The following is a 16,829-nucleotide window of genomic DNA, read 5'->3' as shown; positions in this document are numbered from 1 at the left end:
GCTTACTCCTTCGGTGTCGCGCCGGAGGGTCCGGCGTCGAGGGGGTCGAGTCCGACGAGGGCGTCGAGATCGCTGAAGTGGCCCATCCGGTCGCGCTTGGTCGCGAGGTAGCCCTGGTTGAAGGCGCCGACGCCGGCCACCAGCGGCACGCGCTCGGAGACGGTGATGCCGCGGTCGGTGAGCTGGCGCACCTTCTCGGGGTTGTTGGTGAGCAGGCGGACGTCGGTGACGCCGAGGTCCTCGAGGATGCCGACGGCGGCGCCGTAGTCGCGCGCGTCAGCGGGCAGGCCGAGCGCGAGGTTGGCGTCGAGGGTGTCGAGCCCGTCCTCCTGCAGCCGGTAGGCGCGGAGCTTGTTGATCAGCCCGATACCGCGGCCCTCGTGCCCGCGCAGATAGATCACGACGCCGCCGTCGCGCTGGATCGTGTCGAGCGCCGCGTCGAGCTGAGGCCCGCACTCGCACTTCAGCGAGCCGAAGGCCTCGCCGGTGAGGCACTCCGAGTGCACGCGCACGAGTGTCCCGCGGCCGTCGCCGACGGGGTCGGCCACGACGGCGACGTGGTCCGCGCCGGTCTGGCGGTCGCGGTAGGCGCGCAGCCGGAACGGGCCGTGGGTGGTCGGCACGGTCGTCTCGACCTCGAAGCTCACCCGCGGAGTGTCGCGGGCCGGCTCCACGCTGGTCGCGTCGAGCTCGGCGTGGTGCTCCTCGAGATAGGCGATCAGCGCGGCGACGGTCGTGACCGGCACGCCCTCGCGCTCGCCGAGGGCGATCAGACCGGGGAGGCGCATCATCTCGCCGTCCTCGGCCACGATCTCCGAGATGGCACCCACGGGCTCGAGCCCGGCGAGGCGCATCAGGTCGACCGCCGCCTCCGTGTGCCCGTCGCGCTCGCGGACGCCGCCCTCGACGGCGCGCAGGGGAAGGATGTGGCCGGGGCGGTGCAGCCGCGACGGGGTGGCGTCCGGGTCGGCCAGCACGCGGAGCGTGTGCGCGCGGTCGGAGGCGCTGATGCCGGTGGAGAGCCGGTCGGCGGCGTCGACCGAGAGCGTGTAGGCGGTGCCGCGCGGGTCCTCGTTGTCGACGACCATCAGCGGCAGCTCCAGGCGGTCGGCGATCTCGTTGGTCATCGGCGCGCAGATGAATCCCGAGGAGTGGCGGACCATCCAGGCGATCGTCTCCTGTGTCGCGAGCTGGGCCGAGACGATGACGTCGCCCTCGTTCTCACGGCCCTCGTCGTCGGCGACGATGATCGGCCGGCCGGCGCGGAGGGCCGCGACGGCCTCGGGGATGCTGGCGAGGCTCATGCTCGACCTCCGGTGCTGGTGACGGACCGCAGCGCGAGCATCCGCTCGACGTGACGGGCGAGGATGTCGGTCTCGATGTTGACGCGGTCGCCGACGGCGCGGGCGCCGAGGGTGGTGGCGGCGAGGGTCTCGGGGATGAGCGACACCTCGAACCACTGCTCCGGCTCCGTGGCGGGACTGATCGCCGAGACCGTCAGCGAGACGCCGTCGACCGCGATCGAGCCCTTGTCGGTGACCAGCGGTGCCGCCTCGGCGGGGAGCGAGAAGCGCAGCACCCGCCAGGCGTCGCCGGGCGTCACCGCGAGCAGCGTCGCGGTGCCGTCGATGTGGCCCTGGACGATGTGGCCGCCGAGGCGGTCGCCGACCAGCGCCGCGCGCTCGAGGTTCACGGAGTCGCCGACCGCGACGCCGTCGAGGGTCGACATCCGCAGGGTCTGCGCCATGACATCGGCGGTGAAGCCGTCGGCCGACTGGTCGACGACGGTGAGGCAGACGCCCGAGACCGCGATGGAGTCGCCGTGGCGGGCGCCCTCGACGGCCAGGGGGCCGCGCACGGTCAGGCGGATCGCGTCGGTCCCTGCCGAGACCGCCGTGACCACGCCGACCTCCTCGATGATTCCGGTGAACATCAGGACTCCTTCTGCGGGGCGGGCGGCCGGCGGGCGGGGGAGCCCGGCCGGGCGGTGACGAGGAGGTCGCCGCCGAGGACCTCCACGGAGCGGAGGTCGAGGCGGTGCGCGCCGGCGATGCTCTCGACACCCAGGTCGTCGAGGGCGAGTCGCGGGCCGCCGAGCAGCGCCGGGGCGAGGTAGACGAGGAACTCGTCGACGAGGCCGTCGGCGACCAGGGCGGAGGCGAGCGTCGGGCCGCCCTCGACGTAGACGTTCCGCACCTCGGCGTCGTAGAGGCGGTCGAGGACCGCGGCGAGGTCGTGGGTCCGCTCGAGGATCGGGCGGCGCGGGTGCTCGAGGACGCGGGCGCCGGCGGGGAGGCCGCGCTCGCCGACGACGACGGGGAGCGGCTGCTCGGCGAGGAGCTCGCCGGCGTCGCCGCGGGCGGTCAGGCTCGGGTCGTCGGCGAGGACCGTGCCGGTGCCGACGAGGATCGCGTCGGCGGCGGCGCGCTGCTCGTGCACCCGCTGCCGGGCCGCGGCGCCGGTGATCCAGCGGCTGCTGCCGTCGGCGGCGGCGGTGCGGCCGTCGAGCGTGGACGCCCACTTGAGGGTCACCCAGGGGCGGCGGCGGCGGGTCGCGGCGAGCCAGACGTGCAGGAACTCCTCCGCCTCCTCGGCGAGGACGCCCTCGACCACCTCGACGCCGGCCGTGCGGAGGGTGTCGCCGCCGCCGGCCGAGCGGTCGCCCGGGTCGCCGACGGCGTAGACGACGCGGGCGACGCCGGCGTCGATCAGGGCGCGGCTGCAGGGGCCGGTGCGGCCGGTGTGGTTGCAGGGCTCGAGCGAGACGACGGCGGTGGCGCCGGTCGCGGCGCCGGGGGCGAGGGCGGAGAGGGCGTCGACCTCCGCGTGCGCGGTGCCGGCGCCGTGGTGCCAGCCCTCGGCGAGCACCGAGCCGTCGGGCGCGAGGAGGACGCAGCCGACGCGCGGGTTCACGCCGCGGGCGGGGCCGCGCTCGGCGAGGGCCAGCGCCCTGCGCATCGCGTGCTCGAAGTCGATCGTCATTCCCGGTTCCGTTCGTCGCCGAACTCCGGGGTGCGAGCGGCGGTGCGCGGGCACCGTCGTTCAGCGCCGCGCTCGCGCGCGACGCTCGTGCTGCCTCCCATCCGGACTTTCACCGTCGGTCCCGGAATTCCACCAGGTCAACCGCCTCCCACCGAAGTGGTCAGCGGCTCGCGGACTGTCACCGCCGGTTCGGACTCTCACCGACCCCGGAGCACGTTGTAACCCCCTCAGCCTACTCACCGCGGCTGGGAGCGGGGTCTTGCAGCGTCATGCTCGTCGCCGGCGGGTCCATACGCGCTTCGCGCTATTCGACCAGCATGCAAGGGCGGCGGCGGCTCCTTCATGCTGATCGAGTAGCCCCCGCAGGGGGCGTATCGAGATCCGCCGAACGGGTCAGGACCGGTCGGCGGCGGCGGCGTGCTCGGCGTGCGCGCCGTGCTCGTCGTAGTGGTCGCCGTGCAGGGCGTGGCGGTGGGTGCCGTGCGCGTAGTCGACGTGGTCGTCGTGCTGGACGGTGGTGTGGCCGCAGCCGTCGCCGTGCTCGTGCTCGGTGACGTCGTGCTCGGCGTGGAGGTCGGTGGTGCTCATGGTGCTGCCTTTCGGAGGAACGCGGCCGCCGGTCGGCAGCCACGACCAGTGGACCAGATCCATAAACGCATCGCAATACATTCTGGTAATCGAGAGTGATGATCATCCGCAGCAGCGGGCTACCCTCGAGGCGATGGACGAGGACAGGTACGAGCAGGACGTGCTCGCCGGGAACTGGCGGGCGAAGAACACGGTCGAGGTCGCGGTGGTCGAGGCCGAGCGCGATCTCGTGGTCGAGGAGGTCGCCTCCGGCTTCGTCGGCGCCGTCATCGGCGTGGAGCTGAGGATGGTGAAGCTCGAGGACCGCTTCGGCAAGGTCCGGGTCTTCCCGATCGGCCCCGGCTTCCTGATCGACGGCAAGCCGGTGTCGCTCAAGGCTCCCGGCCTCAAGCGCGACGCGAACCTCGGCCGGGCGCGCTCCGCCTCCGGCTCCTTCCACGTCGCCGACGCGAAGGCGCGCGTCGCGCTGCCGAGCCGCATCTACGTCGAGGGCCGGCACGACGCCGAGCTGGTCGAGAAGGTCTGGGGCCACGACCTTCGGATCGAGGGCGTGGTCGTCGAGTACATCGAGGGCGTCGACAACCTCGACGAGCTGGTCCGCGCCTTCGCCCCCGGTCCAGGACGGCGGATCGGCGTGCTCGTCGACCACCTCGTCCGCGGGTCGAAGGAGTCGCGGATCGCCGACGCGGTCGCCGCCGGGCCGCACGGCGCGCACGTCCTCGTGGTCGGCCATCCCTTCGTCGATGTCTGGCAGGCGGTCAAGCCCGCCCGCGTCGGACTCGAGCGCTGGCCGGACGTCCCGCGCTCCATCGAGTGGAAGAAGGGCATCTGCCAGGCGCTCGGCTGGCCGCACGACGAGCAGGCCGACATCGCGCGCGCCTGGCAGCGCATCCTCGGGCAGGTCCGCACCTTCAAGGACCTGGAGCCCGCGCTGCTGGGCCGGGTCGAGCAGCTGATCGACTTCGTGACGGAGCCGGCGTGACCCGCCGCGCCGGGCTCGGGCTGGCGCTCGACGTCGTCCTCGTCGCGGTCTTCGTCCTGATCGGGCGGCGGACGCACGACGGCGGCTCGGTGCTCGAGGGCTTCCTCGTGACGCTGTGGCCGTTCGCCGCGGCCCTGCTGCTGGGCTGGGTGATCGCGCGCGCCTGGCGCACGCCCGACCGGATCCTCGTCTCCGGGCTCGTGGTCTGGATCGTGACCGTGGCCGGCGGGATGCTGCTGCGGGTGCTCTCGGGGCAGGGCGTGCAGCTGAGCTTCGTGGTCGTCACCACGATCGTGCTCGGGGTGTTCCTGCTCGGTCGCCGGGCGCTCAGCCGGCGGATCGGGCGCCGGCGCGCCTAGCGGCGGCGGTGCGCCTCAGCCGAGGACGCGCACGCCGAAGTGCTCGGCGAACAGCGGCAGCATCAGGCTGAGCTGCAGCTCGGTGAGCGCGGCGCCGCGGAGTCCGTCGAGGCCGCCGAGCACGTGCAGCTCGGCGCCGCGCAGGTCGAGGTCCTGGATCCTCGCGCCGGGCACCTCCAGCGAGCGGACGTCGCAGTCGGTGAAGGCCACCCGCGAACCGGTGGCCCCGCCGAGGTCGAGCTCGTCGATCGTGCAGCGCTCGAAGAGGACGTCGCGCAGGGTCGCTCCGCGCAGGTTGACGTAGCCGAGCTTGCAGTCCGAGATCCGGACCTGCTCGAAGGTGCTCTCGTAGAGCTCGGCCGAGCCGAGCCGGGAGGAGGCGAGCTCGATCGAGCGCCAGCGGCTGCGGGGCGCGGACAGCCCCGGCACGTCCAGCCGCTCGAGTCGCGACTCGACGAGGGAGGCGGCGCGCAGCTGCGCCCGCTCGAGGACCGCGCCGTCGAGCACGCACTCGCTGAAGGAGGCGGCCGTCAGGTCCGCTCCGGTGAGGTCGACGCCGTCGAAGCGGAGCCCCTCCGCGTGCTCGCGGGCGCCGGTGTCGCCGGCGAAGCCCTCCGCGAGGCCGTCGAGGACGAGCGGATCGAAACGGGGAGCGGGGAGGGCGGCGCGCACCCGGCGAGCCTACGCGGCGAGCCCCCCGCGCACCGCTCACCGGCGAGCCTCTGCGCGCGAGCGGGGCCCGGCGGTGAGAGCATGACCGCATGCCCCGACTCCTCGCCGTCTGCCGCGTCGACCGCCTGCTCCCGGACCCCGGCCTCGTCGGCGTGACCGCGATCGACAAGCGCCCCGTCGAGGGCCCGGTCGTCATCCGCGACCTCGGGGTCTACGCCGACGTGCAGGCCGACCGCGCGCACCACGGCGGCGAGGCGAAGGCGCTCTACGCCTACGCCCGCGAGGACGCCGAGTGGTGGGCGGAGCGGCTCGGCTACCCGATGCCCGCAGGCCGGTTCGGCGAGAACCTGCGCGTCGAGGGACTCGACCTCACCGGCGCCGTGATCGGCGAGCGCTGGCGGATCGGCGAGAAGGTCGAGGTCGAGGTGACGATGCCGCGGACGCCGTGCGCCACGTTCCAGCGCGTGCTCGGCGAGCCGCAGTGGGTGAAGCGCTTCGCCGAGGCGGGGCGCACCGGCGCCTACCTGCGCGTGCTGCACCGCGGGAGCATCGAGGCGGGCGACACGATCGAGGTGCTCTCGCGCCCGGAGCGCGCCGTGCCGCTGCGCCGCTGGTTCGTCGAGCGCCGCGCCGACGACGCGCAGACCCTCCTCGACGCCGAGGCCGCGGGCGAGCTGCGCCTCGCCGCCGACCTGCGGCCCTACGTCGAGCGCGCGCTCGCCTGACCCGCGGTCTCGATACGCCGCTGCGCGGCTGAGCGGCTGGAAACAGCATGCTGATCGAGTAGCCCTCGGAGAGGGCGTATCGAGATCCACTGTCGTCGGGTGGGCGGGTCTGGATACGCCGCTGCGCGGCTGCTCGACCAGCATGGAGGGGGCGCTGCGCGGCTGCTCCGCCGGCACTGAGGGGCCGCCGCGCGACTCCTCGAGCCGCGGCGGCCCTCCGCAGGAAACTCCGGGAGGATGGGGGGATGAGTCTGACGCTGCTCGAACGGATGCCGACGCCCGACGCCGACGGGCGCGTCGACGACGACGCGGTGTATCTGGCGTTCACGGAGTGGGCCGAGGCGCGCGGGCTGCCGCTGTATCCGGCGCAGGACGAGTCGATGATCGAGATCTCGTCGGGGGCGAACCTGATCCTGTCGACGCCGACCGGCACCGGGAAGTCGCTGGTCGCGATCGGGGCGCACGCCGCCGCGCTGGCGAACGGCCGGCGCAGCTACTACACGGCCCCGATCAAGGCGCTCGTGTCCGAGAAGTTCTTCGCGCTGGTCGACGTCTTCGGCGCCGCGAACGTCGGGATGGTGACCGGCGACTCCTCGGTGAATCCGGACGCGCCGATCATCTGCTGCACCGCCGAGATCCTCGCGAACCTGGCGCTGAGGCACGGCGCCGAGACCGACGTCGACCAGGTCGTGATGGACGAGTTCCACTTCTACGCCGACCCGTCCCGCGGCTGGGCCTGGCAGGTGCCGCTGCTGACGCTGCCGCACGTGCAGTTCGTGCTGATGTCGGCGACGCTCGGCGACGTGACGGCGCTCGCCGCGGACCTCACCCGGCGGACGGGGCGCGAGACCGCCACCGTCACCGGCGTCGAGCGGCCGGTGCCGCTGCACTTCTTCTACGAGATCGCGCCGATCCACGACTCGATCGAGGAGCTGCTCTCGACGAACCAGGCTCCGGTCTACGTCGTGCACTTCTCGCAGGCCGCGGCGCTCGAGCGCGCGCAGGCGCTGACCAGCGCCAACATCGCCACCCGCGAGCACCGCGACCGCATCGCCGAGGTGATCGGCGGCTTCCGCTTCACCACCGCGTTCGGCAAGACCCTCTCGCGCCTGCTCCGGCTCGGGATCGGCGTGCACCACGCGGGCATGCTGCCGAAGTACCGCCGCCTGGTCGAGCAGCTGGCCCAGCAGGGCATGCTGCGGGTCATCTGCGGCACGGACACCCTCGGCGTCGGCATCAACGTGCCGATCCGGACGGTGCTGCTCAGCGCGCTGACCAAGTACGACGGCGTGAAGAGCCGCCAGCTCTCGGCCCGCGAGTTCCACCAGATCGCCGGGCGGGCCGGCCGCGCGGGCTACGACACCGCGGGCACCGTGGTGGTGCAGGCGCCCGAGCACGAGTCCGAGAACCGCAAGGCGCTCGACAAGATGGGCGACGACCCGAAGAAGCGGCGCAAATGGGTCGGCAAGCGCGCACCGCAGGGCTTCGTCAGCTGGGGCGAGCCGAGCTTCCGCAAGCTCGTCGACGCCGAGCCCGAGACGCTCACCTCGCACATGACCATCACCTCGTCGATGCTCCTCAACGTGATCGCGCGCGGCGGCGACGTCTTCGCGAACGTGCACGCGCTGATCTTCGACAACCACGAGCCGTGGAAGCGGCAGCTCCAGCTGGCCCGCCGCGCGCTGGGCATCTACCGCACGCTGCGCACCGCGGAGGTGGTCGAGCAGATCGTCGACCGCGACGGCGTGGTCCGCATCCGGCTGACCGTCGACCTGCAGCCCAACTTCGCGCTCAACCAGCCGCTCTCGCCGTTCGCGCTCGCCGTGTTCGACGTGCTCGACCCCGAGTCGCCGACCTTCGCGCTCGACGTGATCTCGGTGCTCGAGGCGACGCTCGACGATCCGCGGCAGATCCTCGGCGCCCAGCAGTTCCAGGCCAGGGGCGACGCGGTCGCCGCGATGAAGGCGGACGGGATCGAGTACGAGGAGCGGATGGAGCTGCTCGAGAGCGTCACCCATCCGAAGCCGCTGCAGGAGCTGCTCGAGGCGACCTTCGAGACGTACACCGCCGTCCAGCCGTGGGTGCGCGACTTCGAGCTCTCGCCCAAGTCGGTCGTGCGCGACATGTACGAGCGGGCGATGTCGTTCGGCGAGTACTGCGCCTTCTACAAGCTCTCGCGCTCGGAGGGCCTCGTGCTGCGCTACCTCTCCGACGCGTTCCGGGCCGCCCGGCAGACGATCCCCGACGAGATCAAGAACGAGGAGCTGCACGACCTGATCGAGTGGCTCGGCGAGCTGGTGCGCCAGGTCGACTCCTCGCTGGTCGACGAGTGGGAGGAGCTGGTCAACCCGGCCCTGCACGCCGCCGACCAGGCGATCGTGCCGCCCGCCCCGCGACGGCTCACCGCGAACCACCGCGCGTTCCGGGTGCTGGTGCGCAACGAGCTGTTCCGGCGGGTCACCCTCGCGGCGCTGGACGACCACGAGGCGCTCGGCGAGCTGGACGCGGCGGCGGGCTTCGACGCCGACGCGTGGGGCGAGGCGCTCGACGACTACTACGACGAGCACGACTCGATCGGGATCGGCCCGGACTCGCGGGGGCCGAAGATGCTGCTCGTGACCGAGACACCCACCGAGTGGCGGGTGCGGCAGATCCTCGACGATCCGGCCGGTGATCACGACTGGGGCATCTCGGCGACGGTCGATCTCGCGGAGTCGGACGAGGCGGGTGCCGCGGTCGTGCGGGTCACCGCTGTCGGGCGGCTCGACGGCGCGAGCTGACGGCCCTTCGCGCGGCCGAACGCCGCGAGCTGCCCCCGCAAACCGATGCTGGGCGCCGCACGTCGCGTTTGCCGCGACACATCGAGCCCTCATACTGGTTCGCGTGGCAACGGGATCAGGGGACGCGCTCGTCGCGCGCGAGCGGCTCGCCTGGATCGACACGACCCGCGGCCTCGGCGTCCTCGCGGTCGTCCTCTTCCACGTCCTGATCTGGAGCTTCGCCACCGTCGCGGACCCGGCGTCCTCCGTCGCCGCGCTCTGGGACCAGGTCGGCGGCTCCCTCGGGCGCATCCGGATGCCGATCCTGTTCGCGCTCGCGGGGCTGCTGGCGCAGTCCGGCCTCCTCCGCGGCTGGCGGCGCGGCTCCGCCCGCGTGCGCCTCGTCTCGAACTACTACCTCTACGCGGTGTGGGTCGTGCTCTACGCCGTGTTCTTCGCCCTGCTCGCGCGACCGGACTTCCCGCACTCGATCGACTCGCTCGACCGCGTCCTGCTGCAGTTCGTCTTCCCGACCACCACGCTCTGGTTCCTCTTCGCGCTGGCGCTCTACCCGGCCGTGCTGGTGCTGCTGCGGGCGCTCCGGGTGCCCTGGTGGGGGATCCTGCTGCTCGGCACCGCCGCCTGGTTCCTCGCGACGAACCTGCGGGTGATCCTCTTCGGCGACGCGCTGCTGGCGAACTTCGTCTTCTTCGCGCTCGGCGTCCTCGGTGCCGAGCAGCTGCGCCGCTTCTCGCGGCCGGGCGTGCTGGTGCTGCTCGCGCCGCTCGGGGTGTTCCTGCTGGCGGTCGTCGGCGGCCGCGTCGCGGACGGGCCCGTCGCGCAGATCGCCGGGTTCGTCGTCAGCGCGAGCGCGATCCCGCTCGCCGTGGCCTGCGCCGCCCTGCTCTGCCGCTGGGCGCCGGCCGCGCGGGTCGGCTCGGCGATCGGACGCCGGACGCTGCCGATCTACCTGCTGCAGGTGCCGCTGCTGGGGCTGTGGTCGCTCGTCGCGAACTCGGATGCGGCGTGGCTGACCGGACTGCTCGAGAGGCCGGTGGCGGCGCTGCTCTACCCGCTGGTGCTCACGGCGGCGATCGTCGTGCTGTCGCTCGGGATCCGCCGGGTGCTCGCGCTGATCCCAGGCGATCCGCTGTTCACGGTGCCGGCGCCGCTCGCATCGCTGGCGCGACCCGCGCGGGCCGGACGGCACTCGGGCTGAGAGCCGGTCAGGCCCAGATCTGGGCCAGGTACTCGCTCGTCACCTGCGGGCTGCGCTCGTGCACGTCGTCGGCGGTCCACTCGAGGATCGACTCGTCGATGATCCACTCGCCCTCCTTCGGGGCGGCGCCGGTCGTCTCGTAGCCCGCGGTCGACCCCGAGACGGACGCCCAGGTGGCGGCGCCCATCGGGCCGATGAAGGTGCTGTCGAGCGCCGAGCAGCCGAACTCGACGCCGGGACCGTTGGAGGCGCCGAAGCTGCCGTCCTGATCCGCCTCGTCCGGGACGGGGAAGACGCGCTTGACGACGTCCGCTCCGACGACCAGGCAGTGCTGGTAGCGCACGTTCTGCGCAGAGCCGATCTGGAACGCGGTGTTCGTCGAGGCGAAGTCGATGCAGTCGATGCTCGTGATGTCGCCGTAGTAGTTGCCGCCCTGGCCGGAGAACTGCACGGTGTCGGTGTGCGCGCCGGAGCCCTTCTCCTTGTAGGCGGGAGCGGTGTAGCAGCCGATGCGGAAGATGTGGCGGAGGCCGCCCGCGCCGTCGGTGGGGGTGCGCATGCTCGAGACGTCCTCGTCGCGCAGCTGGGCGTCGGGGACGACGACCTCGACCAGCTCGACGTTCTCGGTGAAGTCGGTGCCGTCGACGCCGTAGACGTTGTAGGCGTTGGTGGTGATCCGGGCGAAGGCGGAGCTGCTGCAGCCGGAGGCGAGGAAGGCGCCGTTGGTGACGATGCCCACGAGCGCGACGTTGTAGACGCGGAGCAGGCGCCAGGAGTTGGCGGTGGTGACCGTGCCCCAGCCGTCGCGCGGGTAGACGAGGACGCGGGTGTCCCGATCGAGCGTGCCGATGTCCTGCATCATCGGAGACGAGCTCGAGCCGGCGCCGCCGCCGGGCAGCTCGCCCGGTGCGACGAGGATGCGGATGGTGTCGGCGGGGCCCGCGGTGTCGAGCGCCGTCGTGATCGCCTCGCTGATCGCCGACCAGGAGCACTCCACCTCGACCTCGAGATCGACGTCGCCGGTGAACCACGGGGTCCGCGAGGGCCAGTGGGTGCCGTTCGGGCCGAAGGACGGCGTCGGGGTCGGGACGCCGGCGAGCAGATCGAGCTCGGCGGCCGGGGTGCCCGGCTCGCCGGAGACGCCGGGCTGGTCGGGCTGCAGGGCGCGGTACGCGGCGTAGCCGCCGCCGCCGAGGGCGACGAGGCCGAGACCGGCGCCGACCGCGCCGAGCACGACGGCCCGGCGGGAGGGCCGCTTCGGCGGGAGCTCGTGGAACTGCGACGCGTCGAAGGGAGGCTGCGCGGAGGAGGGCGAGGAGGAGTCGGCCAAGGGTGTCCAAACCGTCAGTGGGCGGTGCCGGAGGCGGCACGCCTCGGGTCCGGCGCGCCACGCTGTGCCGTGAGCGCAGCCGTCGGGACGTCGGCGCGCTCGAACGCACCCTAGCAGCCGGGGTCGACGGGAGTCCTGGGAGGGGGGTGCCGGGCGAGGCGGGTGCTGTCGGTGGGTGGGTCTCGATACGCCGCTGCTCGGCTGCTCGACCGGCATGACGCTGTTGCGCGGCTGCTCGACCAGCGTGGAGGCGGGAGACCGGCCGTCAGCGGCCGCGCAGCTCGCGCTTGCGCATCTGTGCGGCGATGTCCGCCTCGGTGATCTCCTTCTTGGCCGGGCCCCAGAGGGCGGCGGCCTGACTGGCCACGCCGATGCCGATGCCGAGCATCGGCCAGACCGGCCAGAAGTAGCCGTCGGCGCCCGTCGCGAACCAGACGCCGGTGCTGATCGCGGAAACGGTCATCCAGCCGCCGACCGAGCCGGCGAAGTCGCGCCGGCGCTTGAGGTCCTTGACGGCCTGGGCCCGCTCGATGTCCTCGGGGCGGGCGAGCTCGACGTCGGGTTCGGCGGCCTCCTGCGGCTGCGGGGGCGTGCCGGATCGCTCGACCCCGGTCGCCGGCTCCTCGCGCCGCGACGCCGGCTCCGGCGATCCCCAGACGTTCTCGCTCATGCGACCCCTCCGCTCGTCCTGCCGCCCAGCCTACGCAGGCGCGCCGCCCGGGTCACTGCCCGGAGTCGGCGGGTTCGGGCTGGCAGTGCGGGCACCACCAGGTGCGCCGCTGCTCCGGGTCGTCGCGGACCTCGGCGCGGACGAGGACGGTGGTGCCGCAGCGCAGGCACGGCCGGCCGGCGCGGCCCGCGACCCAGTGCCGCTCGCCGCGACGCGTGTCACCGGTGGTGGTCTGGAACATCCCGGGGACCGTGACGGACGCGCGCAGGCCCCGGGCGGCGGTGGCGACCAGGGCGCGGACGTCGACGGTGCCGACGGGCCGCCAGGGGTAGAGCCCGCGGAGGAAGCAGACCTCGTTCGCCCAGAGGTTGCCGAGCCCCGCCATCAGGCGCTGGTCGAGCAGGGCGGCGACGACCGGCCGCTCGGGCACGCGGGACAGGCGGGCGACCGCCTCCTCCGCGCTCCAGTCGGCGCGGAGCGGGTCGGGACCGAGGTGGCCGATCGCCTGCGCCTCGTCGCGGGTGGGCAGCAGCTCGACGACGGGGAGGTCGATGCCCCAGAGGGCGACCCCGTCGTCGAGCCGGAGCCGGACGCGGACGTCCTTCTGCACGCCCCGCGGCACGGAGCGCCCGGGCGAGGTGACCGTCCAGGACCCCTGCATCCGCAGGTGGGTGTGCAGGGTCAGACCATCGGAGAAGCGGGTGAGCAGGTGCTTGCCGTGGGTGTCGTGCTCGAGGATCCGCAGACCCTCGAGCGAGCTGCCGGCCGCGTCGCCCGAGCGCAGCTCGCCGTCCGCGACGGTCCGGCCGTCCGCCGCTCGCCTCAGGCGGGCGGCGAGACGGTGGACGCTGTCTCCCTCGGGCATGCTCCGCACTCTAGGAGCCGAGACCGCGCGACGTCAGGGGTGGCGCGACGAGGGCGGGCCCGCTTCTCAGCGGACCCGCCCCTGCGGTCGGTCGTGCGTCGGCCGGCGGGCCGACGCTCTAGCGGGCGCTGTACGCCTGCTGGTACGTGCGCTCCGTGCCGTCCTTCGCGGTGACCTCGATCGTCGCGGTGCCGGCCTTGATCGGGCGGAGCACCGTGAGGTAGGAGGTCGTGAACGACTGGCCGGGCTTCACCGAGCTCTTCGTCCGCGTGCCGTAGGGCGTCGAGATCTCGATCGCGACCGCCTCGGGGCCGTTGTTGACGGCCGTGACCGTCAGCGTGCGGAGCACGGCGAGGCGCGTGGTCTTCGCGCTGGTCGCGACGTCGATCACGGTCGCCGGAGCGGTCTCGGGCAGGTCCAGCCCGACGACGACCGGGTCGTGGTCGCTCGAGCGGTAGGCCGAGGTGTCGTAGAAGATCGTCGCGTTGTAGTCGTAGCGGCTGTACTCCAGCGCCACCGACTCCCCGCTGTTGATGTTCCAGGTGTCGACACCGGTCACGGTCGCGTCGGCCGCCGGGGAGGCGAAGACGTGATCGAGCGAGCCGACCGCGCCGTCGAAGGAGTAGGAGTACTTCCCGTCCTTCGCGCCCTGGTCGACGTAGCCGGCATCGCGGAGGACCTGGATCGGGTCCTCCTGCGAGTAGGCGTTGAAGTCGCCGAGCAGGTAGACGAGGTCCGTGGCCTTCTCGGTCTTCAGGCGGTCGGCGAACGCGACGAGCGCGGTGGCCTGGTTGACGCGGGAGGCGTTCGAGGCGCCCTGGCCGTCGCCCTGGTCGGCGTCGACTCCGGAGCCGGAGCCCTTCGACTTGAAGTGGTTCACGATCGCGACGAACTCGCTGGCGCTGTCGCCGATCAGGCGGAACTCCTGGGCGAGCGGCTTGCGGGCGTTCGAGAAGGCGACGCCGTCGTTCAGGATGACGGACTCGCCGACCGGCTCGATGACGGCCTTCTTGTAGATGAACGCGGTGCGGATGACGTCCTCGTCCGCGAGCGCGGGGAGGGCGGCGGGCGAGGGCACGTAGGCCCACAGCTCCGAGCCGGCGGCGGTGTTGAGCGCGGCGGTCAGGGTGGCGAGGGCCTCGTCGCGCGGCTTGCCGAACTTCGCCGAGTTCTCGATCTCCTCGAGGGAGACGACGCCGGCGCCGAGGGTGTTGATCGCGGTGACGATCTTGGCCTGCTGGCGCTCGAGGTCGTCCGCGTTCGCGGCGCCGCGGGCGTCGCAGCCGCTGTTGACCGTGACGGGGTCGCCGTCGCGGTCGGTGTAGAAGGTGCAGCCGGTGATCGAGTCACCCGTGGTGGAGAAGTAGTTCAGCACGTTGAAGGACGCGATCGAGAGGTCGCCGCCGACGGCCTCGGGGGCCGCCTCGCGGGTGTTCGCGAAGGTCGCGGGCTGCACGGTCGCAGCGTTCTCGACGGTCAGCTGGGTCGTCGGCTGGAAGGACCAGCCGCCGTTGCGGTAGTCGAGGACGACCGGGGTCGTGAAGGTCGCCGGGGCGCCCACGCGGATCGGCTCGGTCGGGGTGAGGTAGGGCAGCGGGATCGCCTTGTTCGCGGCCGCGCCGAGGAAGTTGATCGAGGCGCCGTCGTCGAGGACGATCGCGCGGGCGGCGTTGTCGGCGACGATCGCGGCCAGCTCGGGCGTTCCGGGGCGGGCGACCTCGGTCGGGGTCAGCAGCGGCGAGTCGCCGGCGGCGAGGCCGACGGAGCCGAAGCTGTTGAGGTCGAAGGTGTCGGTCACGGTGAAGGCGCCCTGCGGGGCGATCAGCATGCTCTCGAGCGTCTCGCGCTCCTCGACGGTGCGGGGGAGGCCCACGGCGGCGGGGATCGGCGCGACGGCGGGGGTGCCGAGCTTCTCGACGGTCGCGGCCGAGGTCGGGGTGAGCTCGGTGAGGCCGTTGAACTCGCTGACGGCGCCGGTGATGCGCAGGTTGTCGCCGATCGCGACGGCGCCGACCGAGGCGGAGGAGTAGACGAAGACGGCGTCGGAGGCGGTGCGGCCGGTGGTCTGCGCGCCGGTGCCGGCGGTCTGGATCACGTAGCCGTTGTAGCCGCCGGTCGCGTAGCGCGCGGTGACGACACCGGTGGTGGTGACGGTCTGCCCGACGAGCGGGGAGGCGGCTCCGGTGCCCTGGATCTCGGCGATCGAGACGGTCGGCGCGGTGGTCGGCGGCGTCGTCGGCGGAGTGGTCGGCGGGGCGGTCGGGGTCGCCGTGGGGGTCGCCGTCCCGGTCGGCGCCGGCGTCGGCTCCGGGGCGCTGCCGCCGGCGGCCTCGGGCGTCATCGCGCCGACGGTGAAGTCGGCGGCATTGGAGTCGGTGTCGCCGGTCGCGGTGTCGGCGCGGGCGATCGACTCGGTGAGGGTGGGCGCGGTGGCCGCCGCCGCCTCGAAGGTGTTCGAGGTGCCGTAGCCGAGGAGGTCGAGGACCGCCTCGGGCTGCTCGGCGGTGCCGGTCGGCGGGGCGACGAGGGTCGCGGTGCCCTCGACCAGGAAGAGCGTGCCGCCCGCGGCCGCGATGTTGAGGCCGTTCGCGGTCTGGTCGGCGGCGGGGAGCGGCGCGCCATTCGTGCCGTTGCTCGCGCCGGCGATCAGGAAGTGGCCCTCGGCGGGGACGGTGCCGGTGAGCGCGACGGTCGTCGTCGGGTTCGCCGTGCCGGTGGCCGAGCGGTACTGCAGCGAGAGGCCCGAGAGAGCGACGTCGGCGCCGGTCGGGTTGTAGAGCTCGACGAAGCGGTTGGTGTAGGTCGCGCCGGCCGAGCCGCCGCGGGCGAAGACCTCGCTGATGACCAGCTCGTCGCCGCTCGGAGCAGCGGCGGCGGGAGTCGCGACCAGCGGCGACGCGACGAGGGCCAGGCCGGCGAGGGCCGCGAGCGCGAGGCCTCTCCGTGGTGCGCGGGCGCGGGGCCTCTGCGCGAGGAGGTCGGGGGAGTCGGGCATAGTGGTCCTCTCGATCGCCGCCCCGGGGAGCGGTGGTGCGTCACCGCACGTCGACGGCGACCCTCGCCCCTGAAAGGGGCACAGTGAGCCACGCTATGCAGTGCGGGTGCCCGGCCTGTGAACCGGACGTTTCATGAACGTAAACTCACCCACCGACATCGGGACCGAAGGCCCGTCTTCGCGGCCTCCGTCCGGGAACGCGCGCCATGATCAGGGGATGATCTCCTTCGAACTCGCCAGGGCGCTGCGGACCGCGGGGCTGCGCTGGGCACCGGTCACCGGCGACCGCTTCCGCATCGAGCGCGAGGGGTTCGACGGCGACGTCTTCACCGTGAGCGACATGACCATCGAGCCGCACGAGTACGAGACCGGCACGGTGCTCGGCTTCAACGGCACGACCGAGTGGGCGCTCGACTCCGTGGCGCTCGACGACTCGCTCTGGCTGCCGCGCGAGGACCAGCTGCGCGAGCTGCTCCGCGGGACGTTCCGCTCGCTGCGCCGCGTCGAGGACGGCGGGCCGGTGCGCTTCGCCGTGACGGCCGAGCTCGGCGGCGGCGAGCGCGTCTTCGAGGACGAGATCGCCGAGAACGCCTATGCGGAGGCGCTGCTCGCGCTGATCAGCTCGGTCGCGGTCGACCTCGACGACGTGGACGAGCTGGTCTGAGCCGACGGGCCGGGCCGGC

General features: G+C 73.1%; 15 protein-coding genes and 1 riboswitch. Of the genes, 6 read left to right on the top strand and 9 right to left on the bottom strand.

Features of this window, described 5'->3' with window-relative positions:
- Positions 1-2: 2 nt before the first annotated feature.
- The 4 genes from ribA to GTU73_RS14950 all read right to left on the bottom strand — a co-directional run bounded on the left by ribA (position 3) and on the right by GTU73_RS14950 (position 3,570).
- Positions 3-1,304, bottom strand: a complete 1,302-nt coding sequence (gene ribA, locus GTU73_RS14965) for a GTP cyclohydrolase II (RefSeq protein WP_160090490.1) — start codon at positions 1,302-1,304, stop codon at positions 3-5.
- The gene (locus tag GTU73_RS14960; protein WP_160090489.1) at positions 1,301-1,933 is read right to left on the bottom strand and encodes a riboflavin synthase; all 633 of its coding nucleotides are present in this window, start codon (positions 1,931-1,933) and stop codon (positions 1,301-1,303) included. The genes ribA and GTU73_RS14960 overlap by 4 nt, the downstream gene beginning before the upstream one ends.
- Positions 1,933-2,982, bottom strand: a complete 1,050-nt coding sequence (gene ribD, locus GTU73_RS14955; RefSeq protein WP_244231656.1) for a bifunctional diaminohydroxyphosphoribosylaminopyrimidine deaminase/5-amino-6-(5-phosphoribosylamino)uracil reductase RibD — start codon at positions 2,980-2,982, stop codon at positions 1,933-1,935. Before ribD ends, GTU73_RS14960 begins: the two co-directional genes overlap by 1 nt.
- A gap of 84 nt (positions 2,983-3,066) precedes the next feature.
- A riboswitch (FMN riboswitch) is annotated at positions 3,067-3,200 on the bottom strand.
- 175 nt (positions 3,201-3,375) lie between these two features.
- Positions 3,376-3,570 carry a zinc transporter permease gene (locus GTU73_RS14950; protein WP_160090488.1) on the bottom strand — a complete coding sequence of 65 codons (195 nt, stop codon included), beginning with the start codon at positions 3,568-3,570 and terminating at the stop codon, positions 3,376-3,378.
- Between the two features lie 133 nt (positions 3,571-3,703).
- On the opposite strand from GTU73_RS14950, the gene GTU73_RS14945 reads away from it, so the two are divergent.
- The gene (locus GTU73_RS14945) at positions 3,704-4,552 is read left to right on the top strand and encodes a DUF3097 domain-containing protein (RefSeq protein WP_160090487.1); all 849 of its coding nucleotides are present in this window, start codon (positions 3,704-3,706) and stop codon (positions 4,550-4,552) included.
- Complete coding sequence (locus GTU73_RS14940; protein WP_160090486.1) at positions 4,549-4,911, top strand: DUF3054 domain-containing protein; 363 nt, start codon at positions 4,549-4,551, stop codon at positions 4,909-4,911. The genes GTU73_RS14945 and GTU73_RS14940 overlap by 4 nt, the downstream gene beginning before the upstream one ends.
- Before the next feature lie 15 nt (positions 4,912-4,926).
- Here the strand turns inward: GTU73_RS14940 and GTU73_RS14935 are convergent, their stop codons facing one another.
- A complete protein-coding gene (locus GTU73_RS14935) occupies positions 4,927-5,583 on the bottom strand; it encodes a pentapeptide repeat-containing protein (protein WP_160090485.1) in 657 nt (218 codons plus the stop codon).
- A gap of 89 nt (positions 5,584-5,672) precedes the next feature.
- Here GTU73_RS14935 and GTU73_RS14930 point away from each other — a divergent pair, with 89 nt between their 5' ends.
- From GTU73_RS14930 to GTU73_RS14920, 3 genes are all read left to right on the top strand, one after another.
- Positions 5,673-6,308 carry an MOSC domain-containing protein gene (locus GTU73_RS14930; protein ID WP_160090484.1) on the top strand — a complete coding sequence of 212 codons (636 nt, stop codon included), beginning with the start codon at positions 5,673-5,675 and terminating at the stop codon, positions 6,306-6,308.
- A 245-nt stretch (positions 6,309-6,553) separates the two neighbouring features.
- Entirely contained in the window at positions 6,554-9,088 is a 2,535-nt protein-coding gene (locus GTU73_RS14925; RefSeq protein ID WP_160090483.1) for a DEAD/DEAH box helicase, read from the top strand.
- Positions 9,089-9,191: 103 nt separating this feature from the next.
- Positions 9,192-10,286, top strand: a complete 1,095-nt coding sequence (locus GTU73_RS14920) for an acyltransferase (protein WP_160090482.1) — start codon at positions 9,192-9,194, stop codon at positions 10,284-10,286.
- 7 nt (positions 10,287-10,293) lie between these two features.
- Here the strand turns inward: GTU73_RS14920 and GTU73_RS14915 are convergent, their stop codons facing one another.
- The 4 genes from GTU73_RS14915 to GTU73_RS14900 form a co-directional block, all read right to left on the bottom strand.
- A complete protein-coding gene (locus GTU73_RS14915; RefSeq protein ID WP_160090481.1) occupies positions 10,294-11,616 on the bottom strand; it encodes a hypothetical protein in 1,323 nt (440 codons plus the stop codon).
- Between the two features lie 265 nt (positions 11,617-11,881).
- Entirely contained in the window at positions 11,882-12,286 is a 405-nt protein-coding gene (locus tag GTU73_RS14910; protein ID WP_160090480.1) for a 2TM domain-containing protein, read from the bottom strand.
- A gap of 52 nt (positions 12,287-12,338) precedes the next feature.
- Entirely contained in the window at positions 12,339-13,151 is an 813-nt protein-coding gene (locus GTU73_RS19525) for a DNA-formamidopyrimidine glycosylase family protein (RefSeq protein WP_160090479.1), read from the bottom strand.
- Positions 13,152-13,269: 118 nt separating this feature from the next.
- Positions 13,270-16,146 carry an ExeM/NucH family extracellular endonuclease gene (locus GTU73_RS14900; RefSeq protein ID WP_160090478.1) on the bottom strand — a complete coding sequence of 959 codons (2,877 nt, stop codon included), beginning with the start codon at positions 16,144-16,146 and terminating at the stop codon, positions 13,270-13,272.
- 217 nt (positions 16,147-16,363) lie between these two features.
- Between GTU73_RS14900 and GTU73_RS14895 the strand changes: the two genes are divergently transcribed.
- Positions 16,364-16,810, top strand: coding sequence for a hypothetical protein (locus GTU73_RS14895; RefSeq protein WP_160090477.1), 447 nt, complete (start codon positions 16,364-16,366; stop codon positions 16,808-16,810).
- Positions 16,811-16,829 lie beyond the last annotated feature (19 nt).

It is taken from the genome of Rathayibacter sp. VKM Ac-2804, assembly GCF_009866655.1.
Lineage (GTDB): Bacteria > Actinomycetota > Actinomycetes > Actinomycetales > Microbacteriaceae > Rathayibacter.
Note: the sequence above shows the minus strand (reverse complement) of the source record. Positions and strands in the feature narration are given on the sequence as shown.